Genomic DNA, 20,235 nt, shown 5'->3' with positions numbered 1-20,235 from the left:
AAGCAAGAAGCTCGGGATTTTAATATATATACGGTAAGATTGTTACCTACATTTCTAATGCTTTCTTAATGTTATTACCCATTAATAACTCTTCCGGATTTTCTAACGCTTCTTTAACAGCAACCAAGAACCCAACAGATTCACGACCATCAATAACTCTGTGATCGTAAGATAATGCAACATACATAATTGGTTGAATTACTACTTCACCATTAACAGCCATCGGACGGTTAACGATATTGTGCATTCCTAAAATTCCACTTTGAGGAGGATTTAAAATTGGAGTTGATAACATTGAACCGAATACACCACCATTAGTGATTGTAAATGTTCCACCAGTCATTTCATCTACTGTAATTTGTCCGTCACGAGCACGTAAAGCTAAACGCTTCACTTCACTTTCAACACCTCTAAACGATAAGTCTTCAGCATTTCTAATTACAGGAACCATTAATCCTTTAGGATCAGAAACTGCTATAGAAATATCTTGAAAATGATTTTTTATTTGGTAATCTCCATCAATCATAGAGTTTACATCAGGATACATTTCTAAAGCTCTAACAACTGCTAAAGTGAAGAAAGACATAAATCCTAATCCAACACCATGTTTTGCTTTAAAATCTTCTTTATATTGTTTACGTAAATCGAAAATCGGCTGCATGTTCACTTCGTTAAACGTAGTTAGCATAGCCGTTTCGCTTTTAACAGCAACTAAACGTTGTGCTACTTTACGACGTAACATCGACATTTTTTTACGCTCTGTACCGCGAGAACCATTTGCTGGTTGCGTTCCCATAGAAGGTACAGCATTTACTGCGTCATCTTTTGTAACACGACCGTCTTTTCCTGTTCCTTTTACTGAAGCTGCATCGATTCCTTTTTCAGCTAAAACTTTCTTAGCTGCAGGAGAAGCAGTTCCGGTTGCATACGTTGCAACTTTCACTTCTTCTTTCTTAGGTGCTACTGTTTTTGGAGCTTCTGCTGTTTTTGTTTCAGTTACAGATCCACCTGCTGGTTTTGCAGCACTCATGTCTATCAAACAAACTACAGCACCAACTTCTACAGCATCACCTTCTTCAGCTTTTAAAGTGATAATTCCGCTTTCTTCCGCAGGTAACTCTAACGTTGCTTTGTCAGAATCTACCTCGGCGATTGGCTGATCTTTTTCAACATAATCACCATCTTCAACTAACCAAGTTGCTATTTCTACTTCTGTAATCGATTCTCCCGGAGAAGGAACTTTCATTTCTAAAACACTCATGTTTCTTTATTTTTATTCTGAAATATTTTATTTCTTTTATTTGGGCGTTCGGGCGAGCTTTTCACTGTATCTTTTTTGCTACATTCTCGATACAAATTTGTTCATTCTTCACAAATTTACTCGAACTGACAGCAAAAAAGGATGCCGTTTCAATCCCTAACGCACTTACTTATTATCTATGGTATTAATCAAAAACTTTGTCTAATACTTGCTGATGTCTACGTTTATACCTTGCACTTGAACCTGCAGCTGGTGCCGATTTATAATCTCTCGATGCACATTCTAATTTTGCCAATTCAAAACGCTCTAACATATAACTCCAAGAACCCATATTTTTTGGTTCTTCTTGTGCCCAAACATAACGAGTTACATTCGGATACCTATCCATTGCAGCTTTAATTTGATCGTTGTGTAATGGAAACAACTGCTCTATTCTTACAATAGCAACATCTTCTCTTCCTAACTGCTCACGTTCTGCTATTAAATCATAGTAGAATTTACCTGAACAAAATACCATTTTTTTCACATTATCAGTAGCAATAGTATCATCAATTACTTCTTGGAATGTTCCGTTAGCTAGCTCTTCAATAGTATTTACAGCTTTTGGTAAACGCAATAAACTCTTTGGAGTAAAAATAACTAAAGGTTTTCTAAAATCACGTTTCATCTGACGTCGTAAAATATGATATATGTTCGCTGGAGTAGAACAGTTTGCTATCGTCCAGTTATCTATTGCAGATGATTGTAAGAAACGCTCTATTCTTCCTGATGAATGCTCTGGTCCTTGACCTTCATATCCATGAGGTAACAACATTACCAATCCGTTTTGCAACTTCCATTTATCTTCCGCAGAAGATATATATTGATCGAACATGATTTGCGCTCCGTTGGCAAAATCACCAAACTGAGCTTCCCAAATAGTTAAAGTATTTGGTGCTGCCATAGCATAACCATAATCAAATCCTAAAACTCCGTATTCTGATAAGTGAGAATTGAAAATGGTCATTTCTCCTTTATTCTTCGGGTTTGTGTTTAATAAATTAACACGTTCTAACGTTTCTTCATCACGCATAATTGCATGACGATGAGAGAAAGTACCTCTTTCTACATCTTCTCCAGAAATACGAATATTAAATCCTTCTTCTAATAAAGTTCCGTAGGCTAAATTCTCTGCAACTCCCCAATCTAATAAATTTTCGTCAAAAACCATTTTCTTACGTCCTTGTAAAATACGTTCTGCTTTACGCACAAACTTGTATCCTTCTGGAGTTGTAGAAATAACTTTTGCGATATCTTTTAATCCTTCAACCGAATAAGTAGTATCTATCGGCTGTAACATTTCTTGTAATTGCTTACGCACAAATCCATCCCAAACTTCTGGCATGAATTCTTGAATTTTCGACGTAGTTTTCTTTTTAGATTCTGTAAACTCAGTTTCTAAATGTGCTTTAAACTCGTCTGTAATTTGTTTTACATAATCACCAGAAATACTTCCTTCTGCCACCAATTTAGCAGCGTATATTTCTTTGGCATTTTTATGCTTAGAAATCGCTTTGTATAATTTAGGTTGTGTAAAACGAGGCTCATCACCTTCATTATGCCCATATTTACGGTATCCTAATAAATCAATATAAATGTCTTTTTTGAATTTCATTCGATATTCAACAGCCATTTCCATTGCATGACAAACCGCTTCAGCGTCGTCTGCATTTACGTGTAATACTGGTGATAATGTTACTTTTGCAACATCAGTACAATATGTACTAGAACGAGCATCTAAATAATTAGTAGTAAAACCTACTTGATTATTTACTACCACATGAATAGTTCCTCCTGTTTTATAACCGTTTAAGGTCATCATTTGAGCTATCTCATACACAATTCCTTGACCTGCAATTGCAGCATCACCATGTACTATAATTGGTAATATTTTACTATTATCTCCTTTATAATCTAAATCTACTTTAGCACGAACAATTCCTTCAGCAACCGCAGCTACTGTTTCTAAATGCGATGGATTTGGAACCAAATTCATCTTCATTTTTTGCCCGCCTTTATAAGCTTTACTTAGTGTTAAACCTAAGTGATATTTTACATCTCCATCAATATCTTGATCTTCAAAATCTTTCCCTTCAAATTCGCTAAATAAATCACGAACTGGTTTTTTAAAGATATTCACCAGCGTATTTAAACGACCACGGTGTGCCATTCCTAATACACATTCTTCAACCCCATATTTTTCGGCAGCATCACGAAGTGCAACACTTACTCCTGGAATTAAAGTTTCTCCTCCTTCAACAGAAAAACGTTTTTGACCAACATATTTAGTTTGTAAAAAACTCTCGAAAGTTGAAGCTTGATTTAATTTAGTAAGAATGTATTTCTTAGCTTCAATATCGTAGTTAGACTTATTATCGTTTTTATTCAAACGACTTTGCCACCACTTTAATTCTTCTGGATTACGGATATACATATACTCAACACCAATAGAATCGCAATAAATTGCTTTAAGGTGTTTAATAATTTCAGAAAGCGTACTTGCACCCATCCCTAAAATATCCCCTGCATTAAAAACAGTTGATAAATCCTTTTTATTTAATCCGAAATTCTCTAAATCAAGTGTTGGTTGATATTTTCTACGATCACGAACAGGGTTAGTCTCGGTAAAAAGATGACCTCTTGTACGGTATCCGTTTATTAAATCGATTACTAAAAATTCTTTACGTACTTCTTCAGGTATTTCAACAGAAACCTCATCATCAGTCAACGAATAATTTTCGTTTGCTAAATCGTATCCTTGAAAAAAACTTCTCCAACTTGGTTCTACTGCATCCGGGTTTTTTTGATACTGTTCGTATAAATCACCTATAAAACCTGTATGTGCTGCGTTTAAGAACGAAAACTTGTCCATATATATTTACTATGCTTTTCTATCAATAAGAATAATGGTGACAAAAATACAACTTTTACTAAAAATAGGCCTTTTTTTTATGCTTATTTTGAACTTATCAATGATCTACTTAGATAAATAAAACAGCTTACAAACGCTAAGTCCACAAAATAAGACTTTGAAAATCAGTTAGAACCATTTTTTATTTCATTTTTTATCAAAAAATGTTTGTAGATATAAAAAAAGCTCTTAAATTTGCACTCGCATTTTAAAGCAAGTCCGCTTTAAATTCCTCCTTAGCTCAGTTGGTTAGAGCATCTGACTGTTAATCAGAGGGTCTTAGGTTCGAGTCCTAAAGGAGGAGCAAAATAAACGAAGGCATCGTAGCAGCCGATAATTGCTACAATATACATATTTGTTCTATATGAACATTCCTCCTTAGCTCAGTTGGTTAGAGCATCTGACTGTTAATCAGAGGGTCTTAGGTTCGAGTCCTAAAGGAGGAGCAAAAAAGGCTTACATTCGTGTAAGTCTTTTTGTATTTTTACACTATGCTATTTCCTAAAAAACTTATCCAAAAAATATCATCTCGTAAAGAAGATACTTCACTCAGGTCTCTTGGCAGTCAAACTCATTTAATCGATTTTTCGTCCAATGATTACTTAGGATATGCCAAGTCTGATTTAATTTTCGATCAAACGCACCAATTTTTAATTGATAAAAACATAAAGCAAAACGGAGCAACAGGCTCTCGTTTACTTTCTGGAAATCATAATTTATATACTAGTACTGAAAAAGAACTCTGTGAGTTTTACAATTCTAAAGCAGGTTTAATTTTTAATTCAGGTTACGATGCTAATATTGGCTTATTCTCATCAGTACCTCAACGAGGTGATATTATTTTATATGATGAAGTTATTCATGCTTCTATTCGCGATGGAATTCAACTTTCAAACGCCAAGTCTTATAAATTTAAACATAATGATTTAATTCATTTAGAAGAATTATTAAAACGATTTCAACAAGAAAACAATCATATTTATGTCGTTACTGAAACTGTTTTCTCTATGGATGGTGACTCGCCAGATTTAATTACTTTAGTTAAAACTTGTAAAAAAAACAACGCCTATTTAATTGTAGATGAAGCACATGCTATTGGTGTATTCAATAAAGGACTTGTTCAAAAATTGAATTTAGAAAATGATGTTTTTGCTAGAATAATAACTTTCGGAAAAGCATTAGGTTGCCACGGAGCGGTAGTTTTAAGCAGCAATGAGCTAAAGCAATACTTAATTAATTTTGCTAGAAGCTTTATTTATACCACCGGATTATCACCACATTCATTGGCAACCATAAAATTTGCACACTTAGCACTTACAGAAAGTAATTCAAGTGAGCTACTTCAACAAAATGTCAGCTTTTTTAATCGAGAAGTAAAACGACTTAATTTAAAGTTTATAAAAAGTAATTCTGCTATTCATTGCTGTATAATTCCAGGTAATGAAAAAGTAAAATCAGCTGCAAAAAACCTTAAAGAAAAAGGATTCGATGTAAAACCAATTTTATCTCCCACAGTAACAAAAGGAGAAGAAAGATTACGTTTCTGTTTGCATACTTATAATTCTAAACAAGAAATCACTAATATTTTAGAACATCTTGCTATTTTTGTTTAATTATGGAAAATACTTTTATAATAATAGCAACCTTTAATTACTCTTCAGAAGCTCATATAATTAAAGGTAAATTAGAATCTAAGGGTGTTGAAGTTTTTTTAGCTGATGATTTTACAATTGATGTTGATCCTATGCTAAGCAATGCTGCAGGTGGTGTTAAAATAAAAGTGCATAATTCTGACAAAGAAAAAGCCTTGGGTGTTTTAAAAACCATAAGTGAATATTGTGTAAGTGATACAGGAGAAAAAATAACTTGCCCTAAATGTAATAGTAATAAAATTAATTATTTTTCTACTATAAAGGATTTAAAGTCTTTACTTCATTTTTTGCTAGGATTTTTGATTTCTGCACTACCCTTTTACATTAAGTATAAATATCGATGCGAAAACTGCAATACTGAATTTGACAAATGAAAAAATATTTTATAACAGGAATTTCTACTGAAGTAGGAAAAACTATAGCATCAGCTATTATAACCGAGGCACTAGAAGCTGATTATTGGAAACCTATACAAGCTGGGGAGTTAGAAACTTCCGATTCACACAAAATAAAGCAGCTAATTTCTAATTCAGCAACTATAATTCACCCAAACTCCTATGCATTAAACACACCTATGAGTCCGCATGCGGCAGCAGAAATTGACGGAATCACTATTGAATTATCTAAAATTACCGAGCCAAAAACCAACAAAAATTTAGTTATTGAAGGCGCTGGCGGACTATTAGTTCCGTTAAATAATTCGGATACCATTTTAGACATTATCAAACCTGATTATAAAGTAATTGTTGTTTCTCGTCATTATCTAGGTAGCATTAACCATACTTTATTAACGGTGAATCTATTAAAAGAAAAAGGTTTTGATATTGCGATCATTTTCTCTGGAAATGAGCATAAAACAACAGAAGAAATTATCAAAAAAATGACAAACGTTACTGTAATTGGTCGCATTGATGAAGAACCTTATTTTGATAAAAATGTAATTAAAGAATACGCCGAACTTTTTAAAGAAAAGCTATAACGTCATCCTGAACTTGTTTTGGGGTCGCATAAAACTCTATTTTGCATTATACAAAAGGAACCTAATGAGATTCCGAAATAAATTCGGAATGACGAAACCGTATAATAAACATATTAAACACAAACGTTAACGTCACTCTGAACTTGTTTCAGGGTCGCACAGCACAATGAAGTAAAGTTATGTTTACATACTAGCTAATAAATACCGGACTACATTTTATATTGGAGTAACCGCAAATCTATCTGAAAGAATTACTGAACATAAAAAAGGGGAAGCATCAAAATTTACTAAAAGATATAATGTCGTTGATTTAATCTATTTCGAAGAATTTTCTGATATCAACCAAGCAATTTCTAGAGAAAAACAATTCAAAAATTGGCACAAAGAGTGGAAAATAAATTTAGTTAAAGAATTAAATCCTACTTTAAAAACATTAGATTATTAACTACTTTTGATGCGATGCTGAAACAAGTTCAGCATGACAAAATTATGACACTTCAAGAAAGAGATAAAAAACATTTGTGGCATCCGTTAAAACAACACCAAACACATCCTGATAGTTTAGGAATTGTAAAAGCGAAAGGATGTATTATAACAGATGAAAACGGCAATGAATATATCGATGCTATTTCATCTTGGTATACTTGTATGTTTGGGCATTGTAATGATTTTATTACCAATCGTGTTTACCAACAAATGCAAACATTAGATCAAATAATGTTTAGTGACTTTACACACGAACCTGCTGTGAAATTATCCGAAGAATTGATTAAAATCCTTCCAGAAAATCAAAACCGAATTTTCTTTAACGATAATGGATCAACAGCGGTAGAAGCTGCCATAAAAATGGCACTGCAATACTATTTTAATAAAGGTGAAAAACGAACTACTTTCATTGCTTTTGAAGATGGTTTTCATGGTGATACTTTCGGGGCGATGTCGGTTTCTGGATTATCGGCTTACAACGGTCCGTTTGAAGATTTTTTAATGGATATTGAGCGTATTCCTGTCCCGAACGGGAAAAACAATCAAGAAATTTTAAAGCAATTAGAAAAAATCGTTGCTAAAAATGATATCGCTGGGTTTATTTACGAACCTTTAGTACAAGGTGCTGCCGGAATGAAAATTCATGAAGCAGAAGATTTAAACGAGATTTTAAATTTTTGCAAAGAAAATAATATTTTAATGATTGCCGATGAAGTAATGACTGGATTCGGAAAAACTGGAAACCATTTTGCTTCGGATGAAATTACTACAAAACCAGATATTATTTGTTTAAGTAAAGCTTTAACTGCTGGTTTAGTGCCGATGGCAATTACCTCTTGTACTGAAGAAATTTATAGTACTTTTTTAAGCAATGATATTGCAAAAGGATTTTTTCATTGTCATACCTATTCTGCAAATCCTATTGCTTGTAGCGCTGCTTTAGCAAGTATCGAGTTACTACAAACTACAGAAATTCAAGAAAGTATTCAAACTATTATAGCTTCTCACAAAACGTTTGAAGAACGTATTAAAAAGCACCCGAAAGTAACCACTACACGTACTAAAGGTGTAATTTTAGCAATCGATTTAAAAACCAATGCAAATCGTTATGGTACTTTACGAGATCAATTATTAAAACACTTTATGAATGACGGCGTGTTTTTACGACCGTTAGGAAATACCATTTATATTCAACCGCCTTATGTAATTACAAAAGAGCAGTTACAAAAAGTATACACCACTATCGAAAAGGTTTTAGATATCTTCTAAAACCTTTTCTTTAACTAATAAATTTATTTCTTCTTGTGTTTCTTTAATACGCACATATAAATCTTCATAAATCCATTCGCCATTAGTTCTTATTCCGCGAATAATTAATGTTCCCTTTCCGCTTGGTCCCGAAATCGGAATTGAGAAATCAACATCACCTTCATCGTTATTTATTGATATATTTCCTGATGGAATTCCGTATTTCTCAATTGGCTCCCCTAAAAACCGAAGTACTTCTTTATTTTTAGAAGCTTCTTCTATAGCATACTCTACAGGTGTAGCATTTGTAATCATTTCTGATATACCAAAAAACGCAGCACCAATACCAAAAACAAATAATAAAATAAGTCCAATACATCCGCAGCCGCAGCCACCAACGGGCACTACCCAGCCCCAATTTCTACCAAACCAACTTTTTTGCTGATGTTCACTCATAATATCAAAAAATTTAGTGCAAGATAATTATTTTTATTTCTTTCATATTCGTTGATATTACTGTTATTTTTGCATTGATATTATCAATCATTTTAATGTGATACTGAAACAAGTTCAGTATGACGGAAATAAATTATGAAAGAACCAATTTCTATTACCTCTTTTGCTTCCGTTTCTGCTATAGGAAGTACTCCTGAGCAAATCTGGGAAAACTATTTAAACACCAAACATTTCTTAACACTAAAAGAAAATGTGTGGACAGGTAGCTTAAACCAACAAGATAAACTTGCTATTGAAGAAATTAGAAATTCTGATAATAAGTATAAAAATTTAGACGATTCGGTTATATACACTTTATATGTAGCAAGAAAGGCTATTGAAAAAACGAATTGGAATTCTGAAGATAATTTCGGAATTAATATTGGTTCATCACGTGGAGCAACTTCTTTATTTGAAAAATATCACAAAGAATTTTTAGACACCGGTAAATCATCAACCTTAAGTTCTCCAACAACTACTTTAGGAAATATTTCTTCTTGGATCGCCCACGATTTACAAAGTAACGGCTCTGAAATTTCACATTCAATTACTTGTTCTACAGGATTGCACTCTTTGTTAAACGGCGTTGCATGGTTGCAATCAGGCATGTCAGAAAAATTTATGATTGGTGCTAGTGAAGCTTCTTTAACTGATTTTACGATTGCCCAAATGCAAGCACTAAAAGTGTACTCGAAAGAAACCGATGAATATCCGTGTAAAGCTTTCGATTTAGAAAAGAAACGAAACACCATGGTTTTAGGGGAAGCTGCTGCCGTTTTTTGTTTAGAAAAAGGAGTTCAAAAAAATGCAATTGCGCTTATTAAAGGTGTAGGTTATGCTACTGAAGTTTTAAAACACAATACTTCGGTTACCGCAAATGCTGATTGTTTTCAAAAGTCGATGAAAATGGCTTTAGGTACAATTTCTCCTGATGAAGTTGATGTTATTGTAATGCACGCACCAGGAACTATTAAAGGAGATTCATCTGAAATTAACGCTATTCAAAAAGTTTTTTGTAACAAAACACCGTTTTTAACTACTAATAAGTGGAAAGTAGGGCATACTTTCGGTACTTCAGGCTTACTTAGTTTAGAATTAGCCGTCTTTATATTGCAACATCAAAAAGCAATTGAAGTTCCGTTTGCAAAAAAACAAAATCAACCTAAAAAAATAACTAAAGTATTAGTAAATGCAGTTGGTTTTGGTGGGAATGCCGTTTCTGTTTTATTGACGAAATAATAGTGCTTCTTTCAGTCAATTTATTTACTTTTAGTAACTTATTAAAATAATTGCTTTATGATGGAATGGTTTAATGAATTAACTTCTTTTCAGAAAATGTATTGGGTTGTTACAATTACTGCAACCATAATATTTTTATTTGTTCTTATAAGTACTTTTGTGGGAGCTGATACTGATGATATAGGTGATGTTGATGCCGAAATAGATGCCGATACTGGTGCCGGATTTCAATTTTTCACCTTTAAAAACATGGTTGCTTTTTTCACCATTTTTGGATGGAGCGGAATTGCAAGTATCGATGCAGGAAACTCAAAAGGTATTACCTTATTTATTTCTATTTTCTGTGGATTATTAATGATGACAGCAATGGCAGCATTATTTTACTACATCAGTAAATTAACTTCTAGCGGAACTTTAAAAATGGAAAACGCGCTAAACGCTATTGGCGAGGTGTATTTAACCGTAGGAGCTAAAAAATCTAAAATAGGAAAAGTACATGTTAAAGTACAAAACTCGTTAAGAGAATTAGAGGCGCTTACAAATTGCGATACAGATTTAACACAGGGAACTGTAATAAAAGTAGTTGAAGTAACACCAAACGGATTATTAATTATTGAACCTCAAAAATAAAAATTGACTATGCTAAAATTAACACTATTACAAATTGAAGGCTTTGCGGGACCTATCGGAATTATTATTTCGATTCTCTTTATTTTTATCTTATTTATTACCTTAATTAAACGCTATAAACGATGTCCTTCGGATAGAATTTTAGTTGTTTATGGTAAAGTTGGTGGTGGCCAATCGGCAAAATGTATTCATGGTGGAGCCGCATTTATTTTTCCGGTAATTCAAGATTACCAGTTTTTAGATTTAACACCTATTTCGATAGAAGTAAATTTAGTAAACGCACTTTCTAAACAAAATATTCGTGTAAACGTACCAAGTAGATTTACCATCGGAGTTTCTACCGAGCCAGGAATTATGCAGAATGCTGCTGAACGTTTGTTAGGTTTAGACCAAAATAACATTCAGGAATTAGCACAAGAAATTATTTTCGGACAATTACGTTTAGTAGTTGCATCGATGGACATTGAAGAAATTAACTCAGATAGAGACAAGTTTTTAACCAATATCTCTAAAAGTGTAGAATCTGAATTAAAAAAAGTAGGTTTAAAATTAATCAACGTAAATATTACCGATATTGTTGATGAATCTGGCTACATAGAAGCTTTAGGTAAAGAAGCTGCTGCACATGCAATTAACGCCGCTCGTAAATCGGTTGCCGAAAAAACTAGAGATGGTTCTATTGGTGAAGCAAATGCTGTGCAAGATGAAAGAACACAAGTTGCTGCCGCAAACGCGCAAGCCGTAGAAGGAGAAAATACCGCAAAAATTGCTGTTGCTAACTCTGATTCGTTAAGAAGACAACGTGAGGCAGAAGCAGAACGTACTGCAATTGCATCAGAAAAAGTACAAAGTGCAAACGCTTTAAAAGAATCGTATGCTGCCGAACAAGAAGCCGAACTTGCCAGAGCCGAAAGAGAACGTTCTTCGCAATTAGCAGATATTATTGTACCTGCTGAAATTGATAAAAGAAAAGTTGAAATTGATGCCGAAGCAAAGGCCGAAAATATTAGACGAATTGCAAAAGGGGAAGCGGACGCGATTTTCTTAAAAGCGGAAGCTGAAGCAAAAGGTTTGTATGAAGTATTAACAAAACAAGCGGCTGGTTTAGACCAAATTGTAAAAGCGGCTGGTAACGATTCGCAAAATGCAGCTTTATTATTAATTGCTGATAAATTACCTGAACTGGTAAAAACACAAGCAGAAGCTATTAAAAATATTAAAATTGATAAAGTTACTGTTTGGGAAAATGGTGGCGGAAAAGACGGAAAATCGTCTACCTCTAACTTTATTTCAGGCATGTACAAATCGGTACCGCCATTACAAGAAATGTTTAATATGGCAGGTATGCAATTGCCTGAATATTTGAAAGGTAAAGAGATTCCGACTGAAATTATTGAAGATACAAAAGAGGATAATTTACCTTCTTAAACTTTAAAATAACAATTATAAAATTCCGCTTTCATAGCGGAATTTTTGTTTTTAGCAATTCTTTACTTTCTACGGATAAAAATGGTTAATAAATAACTGTTTTGATTCAGAACTAGATACAAGCGCGTCATTCTGAATTTATTTCAGAATCGCATTTTTACAACAAACAGTATTGACTCTTGATGAGAACCTGAAACAAGTTCAGGTTGACGTAACATTTAGTAGCTATTTATTTGGATGATTTTCACCTATTCTTTACATTTTACAGATAAAAAGAGTTAATAAATAAGCTGTGCCGATATAGAACACTATACAAGCGCGTCATTCTGAATTTATTTTAAAATAACATCTTTTCAACAAATAGTATTGACTCTTGATGAGAACCTGAAACAAGTTCAGGTTGACGTAACGTTTAGTAGCTATTTATTTGGATGAAATTGAGGAATTTAAAATATTACAACAATATAGATTCCTCTTGATTTGATGAAGAGAAATAAAAAAATGGCTATCAAGCGGTACTTTTGTAAATAGGGTTAGCCCTGATTGAACGGTTTGTTTGAGCTCTTTTTTACTGTCTGATCGAGTGAATTTTGAAGGATGAAAAATTTGTATCGAGAACAGCTGAAAAAAAGCGAGTAGTGAAAGCAGGAAATAGCTTCTAAAAAGAATAGATTGCCAATTAGTTTTTTTATTTTTGACAACACAAACAACTTGAATTTATGAGTGAAGTAAGACATAACTGGACGAAAGAAGAAATTCTTGAAATATATAACAAACCTATGATGGAGCTTTTATACGAGGCTGCAACGATTCATAGGAAGAGTCATGATCCTAATGTAGTACAGGTTTCTACATTATTATCTATAAAAACTGGTGGCTGTTCTGAAGATTGTGGGTACTGTCCGCAAGCGGCACGTTACCACACCAATGTTGATGGAAACGATTTAATGTCGGTACAACAAGTAAAAGCACAGGCTTTAAGAGCAAAATCGGGCGGAAGTTCTCGTGTTTGTATGGGAGCTGCTTGGAGAAACGTAAAAGACGGCCCAGAGTTTGACCAAGTTTTAGACATGGTAAGAACCATTAACAAACTAGATATGGAGGTTTGCTGTACTTTAGGTATGGTTACCGAAAACCAAGCGCAACGTTTGGCTGAAGCTGGTTTATATGCCTATAATCATAATTTAGATTCATCGGAAGAATATTATAAGGAAGTAATTTCTACACGTGGTTACCAAGATCGTTTAGATACCATTAGCAATGTTCGTAAAACAAACGTAACTGTTTGTTCGGGTGGAATTATTGGAATGGGAGAAAACGCTGAAGATAGAGCAGGTATGTTAGTGGCTTTATCTACTTTAGATCCTCAACCAGAATCTACACCAATTAACGCACTAGTTGCTGTTGAAGGTACTCCGTTAGAAGATGAAAAACCTGTAGAAATTTGGGATATGGTGCGTATGGTAGCTACTACACGTATTGTGTTACCTGAAACGCAAGTACGTTTATCGGCAGGAAGAACGCAAATGAGTAGAGAAGGACAAGCAATGTGTTTCTTTGCTGGAGCGAATTCTATTTTTGCAGGTGATAAGTTGTTAACGACTCCGAATCCTGATGTAAATGAAGACATGAAAATGTTTGAAATGCTAGGAATGAATCCTCAAAAACCATTTACTAAAAAAGTACAACCACAATCGGTTGAAGCTGCTGATTCTAAGTTTGAAACTTTAGGTGAAAAACCTAAATGGACAAGACCTGAGCACAAAATTGAGCGTAACGAAGAGAAAAAGCAAGAAGCTTTGGCTTTTAGAAAAAAATAATTTCAATTTTTCTTAAATATAAAAAAGCGCCAATATTGGCGCTTTTTAATTTTTATAATCTATAATAAATAGTGAAAATAAATTTTCACTTTTCAGCTTAAAACCAAGCTTTCTTATTATTTTGGTAAGTTTCTACAAACTCTTCATCAGTTTTTGTTAAGTACATAATACCTTCTACTAAACCTATAATCCAAGGAATGTAAACTAAAAAAGCACCTATTATAATACACATTAAAACAATAGATAATAATGTTCCTCCTAGCATAATTAGTCCTTCTTTTGTATACCCTAAGATAAACTTATGAACTCCAAATCCTCCTAATACAATAGCTAAAATACCTGCTAAAATTCGTTTACTTTCTTGAGTTGGAACTGGTTTTCCATTTTCATCAATTACATTCATTTTTTTTGTTTTTAATAATTAGTTGGTGCTAAATTTATAAAAAAGCTACGTCATTTGGCTCCCAAAGTTCAATTTTATTTCCATCTAAATCTATAATCCACCCAAACTTACCGTAATCGTACTCTTCTATCTTACCTAAAACCTGTACTCCTTTTGTTTTTAGCTCCTCTAATAATTCTACCAAATTTTCTACTCGGTAGTTAAACATAAAGTCTTTATTTGATGGTTGAAAATGTTTGGTATCTTTTGTAAACGGACTCCATTGTGTAGATGCTTCTTTTCCTTCATTATCTTTCCACCAAAAGGTACAGCCCCAATCATCCGTATTAAACCCTAAATTATTTTTATACCAATCTTTGGTTTCTGATACATTTTCGGTTTTAAAAAACACACCACCTATTCCTAAAACTTTACCTTTTTTCATTATTTCTTTTTTATAGCTGATTCATAAATAGCAATCCATTCTTTAACGGTCATTTTTGTACAAAGTTCTTTGATTAAATCAAACGGAATTTCTTCTATTTTCTTGAATCGAATACAACTTTTACCCATATCTAATTTACGTTTACAATGCTTCGGATATTCAGCAACAAACCAATCATATAATTCTTTTTTAGCATAAATTCCGCTATGATATAAATTGATTGAATTTTTCTGTGAAGCAATATTTATAAACGGAAGTGGCAGTTTAGGATCACAATGATAACCATCAGGATATATAGCATGAGGCACATAATAACCAATCATATTATAACTCATACCTTCTTCAAAACCTTTGGGAAGATTATTTTTTATAGTATTCCGCAGTTTTTCTAGAATTGCTTGTCGATCTTCCGGAATTTGCGCTATATATTCTTCAGGTGAATTGGCTTCGTATTTCATGGTAACTAATTTTAAAAGTTACAAGTTAACAAAATTTTGCTTTTATTTTATCTACAATTGTTTGTGCTAGTTTTTCTTTACTTTCAACCGTCCAACCTGCAACATGTGGAGAAAGCAATACATTATCAGCATTTATTAAATATTGAAATGCAGCTGGCATCTCTTGATTTACAAATAAATTCTCAAAAGATTTTTTCTCGTACTCTAAAACATCTAAACCTGCTCCTAATATTTTACCAGATTTTAAAGCATCAACCAAATCGGTAGTAACAACCGATTTTCCTCTTGCCGTATTTAATAACCAAAAAGGATTAGAAAAAGCATTGATAAAATCTGAATCAATCATATTCATCGTTAAAGCTGTTTGTGGAGTATGTAAGCTTAAAACGTCCGATTTTTCTTGTAATTCTTTTAACGAAACCTGGGTGCAATTTTCATCGTCAACATTCGGTTTAATATCATAACACAGAACTTTCACGTCAAAACCACGAAGTTTTTTTGCAAAAGATTTACCCATATTACCATAACCAATTAAACCAACTGTTTTTCCGTCGAGTTCGATTCCACGATTATCTTCACGCAACCATTTTCCGTTTCTAACTTCTTTATCAGTTTTATTCAACTTATTAAAAAGTGATAATAACATTCCCAAAGTATGCTCACCAACCGCATTGCTGTTTCCTTCAGGAGCTGAAATTAAATACACTCCTTTTTTCTCAGCGTAGTCACAAGCTATATTTTCTAAACCAGCACCTACTCGACCAATAAACTTAAGGTTGGTCGCTTTATCTAAAAAAGTAGCATCAATAGAAAATCTACTTCGGATGATGATTCCGTCATAGTGATGAATTTTAGCTTCAATTTCTAATTTTGTAGACTTATAATCTTCTTCATTTGTAAAACCTGTATTATTTAACTGCTCTAATAACAAAGGATGATTTGAATCTAAGTGAAGTATTTTCATTTTTTATCTGATAAAAAAAAGCCTTCTTTTCAGAAGACTTTTCAGTTTAATATTGTTCTTTTTCGTTCGGAAAGTCTTTTGATTTTACATCGGCTATATAATTTTGAAAAGCGCTGGTCATTTCTGAATATAAATCTAAATACCTACGTAAAAAACGCGGATTAAATTCATGTGTCATTCCAATCATATCGTGGGTAACTAATACTTGTCCGTCTACGCCACCACCAGCTCCAATACCAATCACCGGAATTGTTAAACTTTCGGCTACTTTTTGAGCCAAAGCTGCCGGAACTTTTTCTAAAACCAAAGCAAAACAACCTAATTCTTGTAATAATTTAGCGTCTTCTAATAATTTCTCTGCCTCTTCATCTTCTTTCGCCCTAACAGTATAAGTTCCGAATTTATAAATAGATTGAGGTGTTAATCCTAAATGCCCCATTACAGGAATACCTGCGGTTAATATTCTGGATACAGACTCACCTATTTCACTTCCTCCTTCTAACTTTACTGCGTGTCCACCAGATTCTTTCATCACTTTTATAGCAGATTCTAAAGCACTTTTAGAATTTCCTTGATAAGTACCAAAAGGTAAATCAACCACCACTAAACAACGTTCAATAGCTCTTACTACAGAACTTGCATGATATATCATTTGATCGAGTGTGATTGGTAAAGTCGTTTCGTGACTCGCCATTACATTTGAAGCTGAATCGCCTACTAAAATGACATCAATTCCTGCACCATCTACAATTTTTGCCATCGTATAATCATAAGCAGTAAGCATAGAAATTTTTTCTCCGTTCGCTTTCATTTCTACTAATGACTTTGTCGTTACTCTTTTATATTGTTTTTTAGCTACTGACATTATTTCGAATTTTCTTGATTGTAAAAATACGCAATTAATCGATTTAATTATCGCATAAAATCAAGTAACAATTCTAATATCTTTAATTTATTAAAGTTCATAATCTTCTGTTAATCCGATTCAGTTCGTCATTTTTTTAATAGCTTTACGTTATAAACTACACTATCATGCATAAAACAATCACTTTTCTTATCATTTTTGTATTTACGAATGTTGCTAATGCACAAAAAAACACAGCACATATCGCTATTAAAAAAACGATTGAAACTTTTTTTGATGGACTTCATAAAGGCGATAGTACACTTGTTACTTCTACTTTACATGCGACTATTAGCATACAAACTACTTTTACAAATAAAAACGGTATTAAAACCTTAGTTACTGATACGAAGAAAAAACTTTTAACTGGAATTGCCAATAAAAAGCCTGAGCATATTTATTTAGAAAAACTATTATCTTGGGACATTAATCTTGATGGAAATTTAGCTTCTGTTTGGACACCTTATGAGTTTTATTTGAATGGAAAATTTAGCCATTGTGGAGCCAATTCTTTTCAGTTGTTTAATAACAACGGAAAATGGGAAATAATTTATTTAGTAGATATGAGACGTAAAAATGATTGTAGAGCTTCTAAAAAATAACCTATATTTGACACAATGGATGGAACAAATACTTTAACACCCAACAAATGGGTAGATGCTTATGCTGATTATTTATTTAATTATGCTGTGGCTCGTGTAAATGATTCTAATATAGCCAAGGATTTAGTGCAAGAAACATTTTTTGCAGGTCTTAAATCTGCTAAAAACTTTCAAGGCAAGGCTACCGAAAGAACTTGGTTAGTTTCAATATTAAAAAGAAAAGTAATTGATCATTATCGAAAAATAAACTCTAATAAAGGACAGGCCGAAGTTAGAATGAGTTTTTATGATAGTGGCGATAATGAAGGGAATTGGATTGAAGAACGCGTACCACAATCTTGGGATAATGAAGCCGAAAAGAATATTGAAAATGAAGAGTTAAAATCTCAATTAGAAGATTGTATTGATAAACTTCCTGAAAAATATGCCATGGTTTTTAGAATGAAAACCATTCAAGAATTTGAAACTGAAGAAATTTGTAAGGAACTAAATATCACTGCGTCAAACCTATGGGTTATTATTCATAGAGCAAGAACTCAGCTAAGAAGTTGTATGGAAAAGAACTGGTTTAATAAGTAAGAAATAATGTTTAAGAAATTTAAAATAACATGTGATGAAGTAACTGCTATTTGCGATAAAGCGCAATATGGTGAAGCTTCATTTTATGAAAAACTACAGCTCAACTGGCATTTATTAGCCTGTAAAATATGTGCTTTGTATTCTAAACAAAATAGTAAAATGTCTGATATTTTTAAAATGAAGGCTAGTAATTGTAAAAATGAAACAAAGTGTTTATCTAAAAAAGACAAAGATGCTTTAAAAGAGCAATTAAGTCAATTTAATTAATTGTTTAGTTTATATGTAATTGATTTTTGTTAGATTGAAAACGGAATTTATTTTAAAATAAGTTCCGTTTTTTTATACCTTTGAATCAAAATTAAAACCATGCATTTTCTTCCTGAAAAAATTGATACTTATGTTGTTAATCATTCACAACAAGAGCCTAAAATACTACAAGAGTTAACCAAAGAAACCTGGCAAAAAGTATTAAATCCTAGAATGTTAAGTGGTGCTTTTCAAGGAAGGGTTTTATCAATGATTTCAAAATTAATTAATCCGAAATCAATTTTAGAAATTGGTACTTATACTGGTTATTCTGCCTTGTGTTTAGCGGAAGGTTTATCCGAAGATGGAAAACTTTACACTATTGATAAAAATGAAGAGCTAGAAGAGTTACAAGCTACTTATTTTAAAAAATCAGCTTATAAAAGTCAGATTCAACAGTATATCGGAAATGCGATTGATATTATTCCGACTATAAATACCAAATTCGACTTAGTTTTTATTGATGCTGATAAATCTAATTATCTAAATTATTTCGATTTAATTATTGATAAAATGAATACAGGTGGTGTAATTTTATCTGATAATGTACTTTGGAGTGGTAAAGTAGTAGAAGCTCTTAATCCGAAAGATATTGATACCAAAGTTCTTTTAGAATATAACAGAAAACTTAATGAAGATAATCGCTTAGAAACTGTTTTATTACCGATACGAGATGGGTTAACAATTAGTCGTGTAAAGTAATTTTAAAAATTTCTTTTTATAGAGCCTGTAAAATCATCAATATTGTCTTTTACTTTGTTTACTTCATTATTGATGTCTTTTACAAAATCAGTATCTATTCCTTGATTTTTTGCGCTATCATTAATTTCTTTCTTGATATCATTGGTTGCATCCTTAACCTGACGTATACCTTTTCCTAGTCCTCTAGCTATTTCAGGAATTTTATCTGCTCCGAATAACATAACGACTAATAACAAGATTACAAAAATCTCAGGACCTCCTATAAATAAAAATACTACATTCATTGCTACAAAGATAATTAAAATCAGTAGTTAAATTCTTTATAAAATAAAAAAAGCCAAACTTTACGTTTGGCTTTTATATTTATGATTTATAAGTAATTAATCTGCAAGAATAATTGCTTTATTATCTTTCATTTCTAAAGTTCCAGATTTGATTGCTAAAGTTAATACTTTATCATCTTCTGGTAAACTTACTATGCTGCCATGTAAATCATCAAAAATTAAATGATTTTGTGTATGTACATGTACTTTTACAGTTCCTTGATTTAAAATAGACACGACTGGTGCGTGATTATTTAACATCTGAAATTCACCGTTAACACCTGGTACAGTAACAGAATCAACTTCTGACGAAAACAAAATAGCTTCTGGAGTTACAATTTCTAAAAACATAATTTCAATAGAATTTATTATTATTAATTGT

The 20,235-nt window shown here is 32.6% G+C and carries 23 protein-coding genes and 2 tRNA genes; 15 read left to right on the top strand and 10 right to left on the bottom strand.

Annotation, left to right across the window (positions count from 1 at the left end; translation table 11 throughout):
* Positions 1 to 46: 46 nt before the first annotated feature.
* Together odhB and PG912_RS01530 are read right to left on the bottom strand one after the other, a co-directional pair.
* Positions 47 to 1,261 carry a 2-oxoglutarate dehydrogenase complex dihydrolipoyllysine-residue succinyltransferase gene (odhB, locus tag PG912_RS01535; RefSeq protein ID WP_275688208.1) on the bottom strand — a complete coding sequence of 405 codons (1,215 nt, stop codon included), beginning with the start codon at positions 1,259 to 1,261 and terminating at the stop codon, positions 47 to 49.
* A 184-nt stretch (positions 1,262 to 1,445) separates the two neighbouring features.
* A complete protein-coding gene (locus PG912_RS01530; RefSeq protein ID WP_275688207.1) occupies positions 1,446 to 4,172 on the bottom strand; it encodes a 2-oxoglutarate dehydrogenase E1 component in 2,727 nt (908 codons plus the stop codon).
* A 269-nt stretch (positions 4,173 to 4,441) separates the two neighbouring features.
* On the opposite strand from PG912_RS01530, the gene PG912_RS01525 reads away from it, so the two are divergent.
* The 7 genes from PG912_RS01525 (at position 4,442) to bioA (ending at position 8,597) form a co-directional block, all read left to right on the top strand.
* Positions 4,442 to 4,515: transfer RNA gene (locus tag PG912_RS01525), tRNA-Asn, on the top strand.
* A 68-nt stretch (positions 4,516 to 4,583) separates the two neighbouring features.
* Positions 4,584 to 4,657, top strand: a tRNA-Asn gene (locus PG912_RS01520).
* A 45-nt stretch (positions 4,658 to 4,702) separates the two neighbouring features.
* Positions 4,703 to 5,824, top strand: coding sequence for an aminotransferase class I/II-fold pyridoxal phosphate-dependent enzyme (locus tag PG912_RS01515; RefSeq protein ID WP_275688206.1), 1,122 nt, complete (start codon positions 4,703 to 4,705; stop codon positions 5,822 to 5,824).
* 2 nt (positions 5,825 to 5,826) lie between these two features.
* Positions 5,827 to 6,237, top strand: coding sequence for a putative signal transducing protein (locus PG912_RS01510; RefSeq protein ID WP_275688205.1), 411 nt, complete (start codon positions 5,827 to 5,829; stop codon positions 6,235 to 6,237).
* A complete protein-coding gene (gene bioD / locus PG912_RS01505; protein ID WP_275688204.1) occupies positions 6,234 to 6,842 on the top strand; it encodes a dethiobiotin synthase in 609 nt (202 codons plus the stop codon). Before PG912_RS01510 ends, bioD begins: the two co-directional genes overlap by 4 nt.
* A 187-nt stretch (positions 6,843 to 7,029) precedes the next feature.
* A complete protein-coding gene (locus PG912_RS01500; RefSeq protein WP_275689067.1) occupies positions 7,030 to 7,287 on the top strand; it encodes a GIY-YIG nuclease family protein in 258 nt (85 codons plus the stop codon).
* Positions 7,288 to 7,331: 44 nt separating this feature from the next.
* The gene (gene bioA / locus PG912_RS01495; protein ID WP_275688203.1) at positions 7,332 to 8,597 is read left to right on the top strand and encodes an adenosylmethionine--8-amino-7-oxononanoate transaminase; all 1,266 of its coding nucleotides are present in this window, start codon (positions 7,332 to 7,334) and stop codon (positions 8,595 to 8,597) included.
* On the opposite strand, the gene PG912_RS01490 is transcribed toward bioA, so the two are convergent.
* Positions 8,583 to 9,032: a cytochrome c oxidase assembly factor Coa1 family protein gene (locus PG912_RS01490; RefSeq protein WP_275688202.1), complete on the bottom strand. Its 450-nt coding sequence runs from the start codon at positions 9,030 to 9,032 to the stop codon at positions 8,583 to 8,585. The two genes, bioA and PG912_RS01490, sit on opposite strands and share 15 nt — an antisense overlap.
* 135 nt (positions 9,033 to 9,167) lie before the next feature.
* Between PG912_RS01490 and PG912_RS01485 the strand changes: the two genes are divergently transcribed.
* The 4 genes from PG912_RS01485 to bioB all read left to right on the top strand — a co-directional run bounded on the left by PG912_RS01485 (position 9,168) and on the right by bioB (position 14,188).
* The gene (locus PG912_RS01485) at positions 9,168 to 10,310 is read left to right on the top strand and encodes a beta-ketoacyl synthase N-terminal-like domain-containing protein (RefSeq protein ID WP_275688201.1); all 1,143 of its coding nucleotides are present in this window, start codon (positions 9,168 to 9,170) and stop codon (positions 10,308 to 10,310) included.
* A 57-nt stretch (positions 10,311 to 10,367) separates the two neighbouring features.
* Positions 10,368 to 10,940, top strand: a complete 573-nt coding sequence (locus PG912_RS01480) for a hypothetical protein (protein WP_275688200.1) — start codon at positions 10,368 to 10,370, stop codon at positions 10,938 to 10,940.
* 9 nt (positions 10,941 to 10,949) lie between these two features.
* Complete coding sequence (locus PG912_RS01475) at positions 10,950 to 12,368, top strand: flotillin family protein (RefSeq protein WP_275688199.1); 1,419 nt, start codon at positions 10,950 to 10,952, stop codon at positions 12,366 to 12,368.
* Between the two features lie 719 nt (positions 12,369 to 13,087).
* Positions 13,088 to 14,188, top strand: coding sequence for a biotin synthase BioB (gene bioB, locus PG912_RS01470; RefSeq protein ID WP_275688198.1), 1,101 nt, complete (start codon positions 13,088 to 13,090; stop codon positions 14,186 to 14,188).
* A 97-nt stretch (positions 14,189 to 14,285) separates the two neighbouring features.
* Here bioB and PG912_RS01465 read toward each other — a convergent pair whose 3' ends face one another.
* Genes PG912_RS01465 through panB form a run of 5 tightly spaced genes read right to left on the bottom strand, consistent with a single transcriptional unit; the run spans position 14,286 to position 17,302 of the window.
* Complete coding sequence (locus PG912_RS01465; protein WP_260584826.1) at positions 14,286 to 14,591, bottom strand: TM2 domain-containing protein; 306 nt, start codon at positions 14,589 to 14,591, stop codon at positions 14,286 to 14,288.
* Between the two features lie 34 nt (positions 14,592 to 14,625).
* The gene (locus PG912_RS01460; RefSeq protein ID WP_275688197.1) at positions 14,626 to 15,015 is read right to left on the bottom strand and encodes a VOC family protein; all 390 of its coding nucleotides are present in this window, start codon (positions 15,013 to 15,015) and stop codon (positions 14,626 to 14,628) included.
* Positions 15,015 to 15,473 carry a DUF1801 domain-containing protein gene (locus tag PG912_RS01455; RefSeq protein WP_275688196.1) on the bottom strand — a complete coding sequence of 153 codons (459 nt, stop codon included), beginning with the start codon at positions 15,471 to 15,473 and terminating at the stop codon, positions 15,015 to 15,017. Before PG912_RS01455 ends, PG912_RS01460 begins: the two co-directional genes overlap by 1 nt.
* Positions 15,474 to 15,498: 25 nt before the next feature.
* A complete protein-coding gene (locus PG912_RS01450; protein WP_275688195.1) occupies positions 15,499 to 16,437 on the bottom strand; it encodes a 2-hydroxyacid dehydrogenase in 939 nt (312 codons plus the stop codon).
* A 46-nt stretch (positions 16,438 to 16,483) separates the two neighbouring features.
* Positions 16,484 to 17,302 carry a 3-methyl-2-oxobutanoate hydroxymethyltransferase gene (gene panB / locus PG912_RS01445; protein ID WP_275688194.1) on the bottom strand — a complete coding sequence of 273 codons (819 nt, stop codon included), beginning with the start codon at positions 17,300 to 17,302 and terminating at the stop codon, positions 16,484 to 16,486.
* Positions 17,303 to 17,469: 167 nt separating this feature from the next.
* Here panB and PG912_RS01440 point away from each other — a divergent pair, with 167 nt between their 5' ends.
* The 4 genes from PG912_RS01440 (at position 17,470) to PG912_RS01425 (ending at position 19,530) form a co-directional block, all read left to right on the top strand.
* Positions 17,470 to 17,943 (top strand): nuclear transport factor 2 family protein, encoded by a 474-nt coding sequence (locus tag PG912_RS01440; RefSeq protein WP_275688193.1) that lies wholly within the window; start codon positions 17,470 to 17,472, stop codon positions 17,941 to 17,943.
* A 15-nt stretch (positions 17,944 to 17,958) separates the two neighbouring features.
* Positions 17,959 to 18,522, top strand: a complete 564-nt coding sequence (locus PG912_RS01435; protein WP_260584832.1) for a sigma-70 family RNA polymerase sigma factor — start codon at positions 17,959 to 17,961, stop codon at positions 18,520 to 18,522.
* A gap of 6 nt (positions 18,523 to 18,528) precedes the next feature.
* Positions 18,529 to 18,789, top strand: a complete 261-nt coding sequence (locus tag PG912_RS01430; RefSeq protein WP_260584834.1) for a hypothetical protein — start codon at positions 18,529 to 18,531, stop codon at positions 18,787 to 18,789.
* 99 nt (positions 18,790 to 18,888) lie between these two features.
* Positions 18,889 to 19,530 (top strand): O-methyltransferase, encoded by a 642-nt coding sequence (locus tag PG912_RS01425; RefSeq protein WP_275688192.1) that lies wholly within the window; start codon positions 18,889 to 18,891, stop codon positions 19,528 to 19,530.
* A 2-nt stretch (positions 19,531 to 19,532) separates the two neighbouring features.
* On the opposite strand, the gene PG912_RS01420 is transcribed toward PG912_RS01425, so the two are convergent.
* Positions 19,533 to 19,814 carry a Sec-independent protein translocase subunit TatA/TatB gene (locus PG912_RS01420; RefSeq protein ID WP_275688191.1) on the bottom strand — a complete coding sequence of 94 codons (282 nt, stop codon included), beginning with the start codon at positions 19,812 to 19,814 and terminating at the stop codon, positions 19,533 to 19,535.
* A 96-nt stretch (positions 19,815 to 19,910) separates the two neighbouring features.
* A complete protein-coding gene (locus PG912_RS01415; RefSeq protein ID WP_260584837.1) occupies positions 19,911 to 20,204 on the bottom strand; it encodes a FoF1 ATP synthase subunit delta/epsilon in 294 nt (97 codons plus the stop codon).
* Between the last annotated feature and the right edge of the window lie 31 nt (positions 20,205 to 20,235).

Origin of the sequence: Tenacibaculum retecalamus (assembly GCF_027941755.1) — a bacterium.
GTDB classification, from domain to species: Bacteria; Bacteroidota; Bacteroidia; order Flavobacteriales; family Flavobacteriaceae; genus Polaribacter; species Polaribacter haliotis_B.
The sequence above is the reverse complement of the archived record's forward strand: the minus strand, read 5'-3'. Positions and strand labels throughout refer to the sequence as shown.

Bases quoted from the DNA above. Each gene is read 5' to 3' on its own strand.
- odhB (WP_275688208.1), bottom strand. From the start codon at position 1,261: ATGAGTGTTTTAGAAATGAAAGTTCCTTCTCCGGGAGAATCGATTACA.
- PG912_RS01530 (WP_275688207.1), bottom strand. From the start codon at position 4,172: ATGGACAAGTTTTCGTTCTTAAACGCAGCACATACAGGTTTTATAGGT.
- PG912_RS01515 (WP_275688206.1), top strand. From the start codon at position 4,703: ATGCTATTTCCTAAAAAACTTATCCAAAAAATATCATCTCGTAAAGAA.
- PG912_RS01510 (WP_275688205.1), top strand. From the start codon at position 5,827: ATGGAAAATACTTTTATAATAATAGCAACCTTTAATTACTCTTCAGAA.
- bioD (WP_275688204.1), top strand. From the start codon at position 6,234: ATGAAAAAATATTTTATAACAGGAATTTCTACTGAAGTAGGAAAAACT.
- bioA (WP_275688203.1), top strand. From the start codon at position 7,332: ATGACACTTCAAGAAAGAGATAAAAAACATTTGTGGCATCCGTTAAAA.
- PG912_RS01490 (WP_275688202.1), bottom strand. From the start codon at position 9,032: ATGAGTGAACATCAGCAAAAAAGTTGGTTTGGTAGAAATTGGGGCTGG.
- PG912_RS01485 (WP_275688201.1), top strand. From the start codon at position 9,168: ATGAAAGAACCAATTTCTATTACCTCTTTTGCTTCCGTTTCTGCTATA.
- PG912_RS01480 (WP_275688200.1), top strand. From the start codon at position 10,368: ATGATGGAATGGTTTAATGAATTAACTTCTTTTCAGAAAATGTATTGG.
- PG912_RS01475 (WP_275688199.1), top strand. From the start codon at position 10,950: ATGCTAAAATTAACACTATTACAAATTGAAGGCTTTGCGGGACCTATC.
- bioB (WP_275688198.1), top strand. From the start codon at position 13,088: ATGAGTGAAGTAAGACATAACTGGACGAAAGAAGAAATTCTTGAAATA.
- PG912_RS01465 (WP_260584826.1), bottom strand. From the start codon at position 14,591: ATGAATGTAATTGATGAAAATGGAAAACCAGTTCCAACTCAAGAAAGT.
- PG912_RS01460 (WP_275688197.1), bottom strand. From the start codon at position 15,015: ATGAAAAAAGGTAAAGTTTTAGGAATAGGTGGTGTGTTTTTTAAAACC.
- PG912_RS01455 (WP_275688196.1), bottom strand. From the start codon at position 15,473: ATGAAATACGAAGCCAATTCACCTGAAGAATATATAGCGCAAATTCCG.
- PG912_RS01450 (WP_275688195.1), bottom strand. From the start codon at position 16,437: ATGAAAATACTTCACTTAGATTCAAATCATCCTTTGTTATTAGAGCAG.
- panB (WP_275688194.1), bottom strand. From the start codon at position 17,302: ATGTCAGTAGCTAAAAAACAATATAAAAGAGTAACGACAAAGTCATTA.
- PG912_RS01440 (WP_275688193.1), top strand. From the start codon at position 17,470: ATGCATAAAACAATCACTTTTCTTATCATTTTTGTATTTACGAATGTT.
- PG912_RS01435 (WP_260584832.1), top strand. From the start codon at position 17,959: ATGGATGGAACAAATACTTTAACACCCAACAAATGGGTAGATGCTTAT.
- PG912_RS01430 (WP_260584834.1), top strand. From the start codon at position 18,529: ATGTTTAAGAAATTTAAAATAACATGTGATGAAGTAACTGCTATTTGC.
- PG912_RS01425 (WP_275688192.1), top strand. From the start codon at position 18,889: ATGCATTTTCTTCCTGAAAAAATTGATACTTATGTTGTTAATCATTCA.
- PG912_RS01420 (WP_275688191.1), bottom strand. From the start codon at position 19,814: ATGAATGTAGTATTTTTATTTATAGGAGGTCCTGAGATTTTTGTAATC.
- PG912_RS01415 (WP_260584837.1), bottom strand. From the start codon at position 20,204: ATGTTTTTAGAAATTGTAACTCCAGAAGCTATTTTGTTTTCGTCAGAA.